This is a genomic window from Amnibacterium sp. (genome assembly GCF_025463795.1).
Classification (GTDB): domain Bacteria; phylum Actinomycetota; class Actinomycetes; order Actinomycetales; family Microbacteriaceae; genus Amnibacterium.
Genome location: NZ_JAODBE010000124.1, coordinates 1 through 3840, shown reverse-complemented (window position 1 = coordinate 3840; position 3840 = coordinate 1). Strand labels below are relative to the sequence as shown.

The following is a 3840-nucleotide window of genomic DNA, read 5'->3' as shown; positions in this document are numbered from 1 at the left end:
TTCGACGCCAAGGCGCCGAACCCACCGAACCCGCGGCGGGCGGGCGCAGCCGGAGCGGCCGGCGCGACGACCGCCGGCTGCGGCGCACCGCCGAACCCGCGACGCTGCGCGCCGCCGGCATCGATCGTCTCCGCCTTGTTCACCCGCACCGTGGACTGCTCCGCGGTGTGGCGCGGCTTCATGTGCAGGTAGTAGGTCGTCTTCACGCCCCGCTCCCACGCCGCGGCGTAGATCGACATCATGTCGCCGAGGTCGCGGGTCTCGAGGTACATGTTGCGGCTGATGGCCTGGTCGATCCACTTCTGCGCCCGCGCGGCGACCTCGAGGAAGGCGTACGGCGAGAGCTGGAAGCTCGTCCGATAGGTCGCCTTGATCGAGTCGGGGATCTCCTCGACGTTCTGGATGTCGCCCTGGCTGCGCAGGATCTGCTCGCGCACCCGCTCCCAGAGCCCCGCCTCCCTCAGGGTGCCGACCAGGTTGCGGTTCACCTCGAGGAACTTGCCGCTCGACGTCGCCCGGCTGAAGATCTGCGAGAACTGCGGGTCGAGGCCGGGCGTGGTGCCGGCGACGAGCCCGATCGACGCGGTCGGGGCGATGGCCATGAGGGTCGCGTTGCGCATACCGCCGGCGACCCGGGCCCGGAGCGCGTCCCAGTCGAGCCGCGTGGTGCGGTTCACCCGGATCGGCACGCCGCGGTCGGCCTCGGTGATCGCGATCGTGTCGAACGGCACGAGCCCCTTCGACCAGCCGGAGCCCTCGAAGTTCGGGTAGGCGCCGCGCGTCTGCGCGAGGTCCACCGACTCCTCGATCGCCGCGTAGGAGACGTGCTCCATGATCTCGTCGATCAGGTCGTACGCCTGCTCGCTCTCGTAGGAGTGGCCGAGTCGCTCGACGACGTCGGTGAAGCCCATGACGCCGAGGCCGATGGCCCGGTTCAGCTCGTTCGAGTTGTCGGCCTCGTCGACGCTCGACAGCGTGATGTCGATGAGGTTGTCGAGCTGGCGGACGGCGAGCTTGGCGCTCTCCGCGATGCGGCCCCAGTCCATCCCGAGCGTGCCGTCCTCGCGCAGCACGAGGTGCCGAGAGAGGTTGATCGACGCCAGGTTGCAGACCGACACGTTGTCGCGGTCCTGCGGCAGCGTGATCTCGGTGCAGAGGTTCGACGAGTGGATCGTGCCCGTGTTGGTGTTCAGGGCGCGGTTGTTGATCGTGTCCTTCCACGTCAGCCACGGGTGGCTCGTGGTCTGGAGCGCCATCAGCATCGCCTTGAACTGCTCGCGCGCGCCGATGCGCTTGAAGGCGCGCAGCCGGCCGGCCTCGGCCTCCTCGATGTAGTGCGCGTACCGCTCCGAGAACGCGTTGCCGGTGAGTTCGTTGAGATCGGCGACCTCCAGCGGGTCGAACAGGTACCAGTCCTGGTCGTGCTGCACGCGCTTCATGAACTCGTCGGAGATCCAGACGGCCGTGTTCGCGGTCCGGGTGCGGCGGTACGGGTCGCCGGAGTTCTGCCGCAGGTCGAGGAACTCGGGGAAGTCGAGGTGCCAGTTCTCCATGTAGAAGCAGAGCGCGCCGAACTTCTTGCCGCCCCGCGACACCGCCCGCAGCACCGAGTCGATCGTGTGCATGAACGGGATCGGCCCCGTGGAGGTGGTGTTGTTCGAGCGGATGGGCGAGCCCTGCGCGCGGAGCTTCGTGACCGAGAGGCCGATGCCGCCCGTGCCCTTCGTCAGCCACATGACGTCGCGCGTGGTCTTGGCGATGTGCTCGATGTCGTCCTGCATCTCGAGGACGAAGCAGTTCGAGAGCTGCGGGAACTTCGTACCTGCGTTCACCAGCGTCGAGCCGGCCGCGAGGTAGTCGAGGCTCGACATCTTGCGGTAGAAGGCGAGGGCGGCGCCGGTCGCGTCCTCCTCGTTGAGGGAGAGCCCCATCGCGATGCGCATGAAGAAGTACTGCGGCACCTCGAGCGGCTCGCCGTTGCGGGCCTTGATGCCGTACCGGTTGTTCAGCGTGACGACGCCGATGTACTTCAGCAGCTCGTCGTTCGCCGGCTCGAGTGCCGCGGCGAGCGCGTCGAGGTCGAACAGCTCGCCGAGCCGCGGGTCGAGCAGCTCCTCCGCGACGCCGCGCTCGACGTAGGCGCGGAAGTGGGAGGTGTGCAGCGCGCGGACGTCCTGGTCCGTCTCGTAGTCCCCGAGGACCCGCTTGTAGATCGTCTTCAGCAGCAGCCGCGCGGCCACCGTGTCGAACGCCGGGTCGTCCTTGACGTTCTGCAGGGCGACCTGGATGACCGCCTCGTCGAGCTGCTGGGTGGTGATCCCGTCGAAGAGGGTGAGTTCGAGCTCGGACGCGATCTGCGTGACCCACGTGATGTTCGGGTCGAGGCCCGCGCTCGCGTGCTCGATCGCGAGGTTGATCTTGTTCGCGTCGTACGGCTCCCGCTCGCCGTTGCGCTTGACCACCGTGATACCCATGCCGTCTCCTTCTCGTGCGCGCCGTGCCCGCCGTCCCGGATGGGCCGTCCCCCGCTGGCGACCGGTCCGCGCTTGAACCGGTGATCACTATATACAGGGGTCCCGACACCGCAACGGCCCCATATGTTGTGGAAACGTGCGGCGTGTCCTCCACAGAGCGGTGGACGAGCTGTGGACAACCGGCCCCGGGTGGTGGAGAGCCTGCACCCGGGATCCGACAGTCCCGCGCCCCTACGATGGAGGGCCTGTGAGCGGTGGATTCGGCGACCTGTTGAGAACCCGCGGCGTGGCGCGGATCATCGCCGCGCAGCTCGCCGCCCGGTTCCCCAGCGGCATGCTCTCGCTCGGCCTCCTCTTCCACGTGGAGCGCCGCACCGGGTCGTTCACCGCGGCCGGCGTGGTGCTCGCGGCGCTGAGCATCGGGCAGGCGCTCTCCGGTCCCGCGACGGGCCGGCTCATGGGACGCCTCGGGATCCGTCCTGTCGTGCTCGGCACGGCGACGCTCTGCGCGGCCGCCGTGGCGGCGATCGCCCTCGCCGACCTGCCGGTCGTCTCGATCGTCGGGCTCGCCCTCGCGGCGGGCCTCACCTTCCCGCCCATCACCGCGGCGGTGCGCACCATCTACCCGAAGCTCGTGAACTCCCGGATGCTCGCCCCGCTGTTCTCCCTCGACGCCTCGCTGCAGGAGCTCATCTGGATCGGTGGCCCGGTCGCGGTCACCTTCGTGGCCACGGCCGTCAGCACCGTGCTCGGCCTGCTGCTCAGCGTCGCCCTGCTCATCGGCGGCGGCATCTGGTTCGCCGCATCCCCCGAGGTCGGCCGCGTGCGCATCCCCCGCAGCAGGCGGCGGTTCGGCGCGGTGCTGCTGAAGCCCCAGGTGCTGCTCGTGACGGGCGTCGGCTTCCTCGTCATCGCCTCGTGCGCCGACGTGGAGGCGAGCGTGGCCGGCGCGTTCGGCACCGGGGACCCGACGAGCGGGGTCGTGCTCGCGATCTGGTCGCTCGCATCCCTCGTCGGCGGATTCGCCCTCGCCCGCCTGCCGATGCGGTCGTGGTCGCTCACCCTCCGCCTGCTCATCGTCACCGTCGGCGTCGCCGGAACGCCGTTCGTGAGCGGGTTCTGGGGCCTGTCGCTCGCCCTGGTGGTCGCCGGGTTCGGCCTCGCACCCGCCCTCGGGGTCATGTCCGCGATCGTCTCCTCGTCCGTGCGGTTCAGCGACACGGCGGAGGCGTACGGCTGGACCAACACGGGCCAGCTCGTCGGCGTCGCCCTCGGCGCCGCCCTCGCGGGCGCGCTCATCGACCGGGCCGGGCCGCAGTCGGCGTTCGCGAGCGCGGCGGTCCTCGCGGCCGCGGGACTCGCGGCG

Annotated in this window: 2 protein-coding genes; one reads left to right on the top strand and one right to left on the bottom strand. The window is 70.0% G+C overall.

The window, feature by feature from the left end:
* Positions 1-2474 (bottom strand): ribonucleoside-diphosphate reductase subunit alpha (locus JWQ92_RS11230; protein WP_297344549.1); only part of this gene is annotated, 2474 nt, incomplete at its 3' end.
* A 286-nt stretch (positions 2475-2760) separates the two neighbouring features.
* Between JWQ92_RS11230 and JWQ92_RS11225 the strand changes: the two genes are divergently transcribed.
* A partial coding sequence (locus tag JWQ92_RS11225; RefSeq protein WP_297344548.1) for an MFS transporter occupies positions 2761-3840 on the top strand: 1080 nt, incomplete at its 3' end.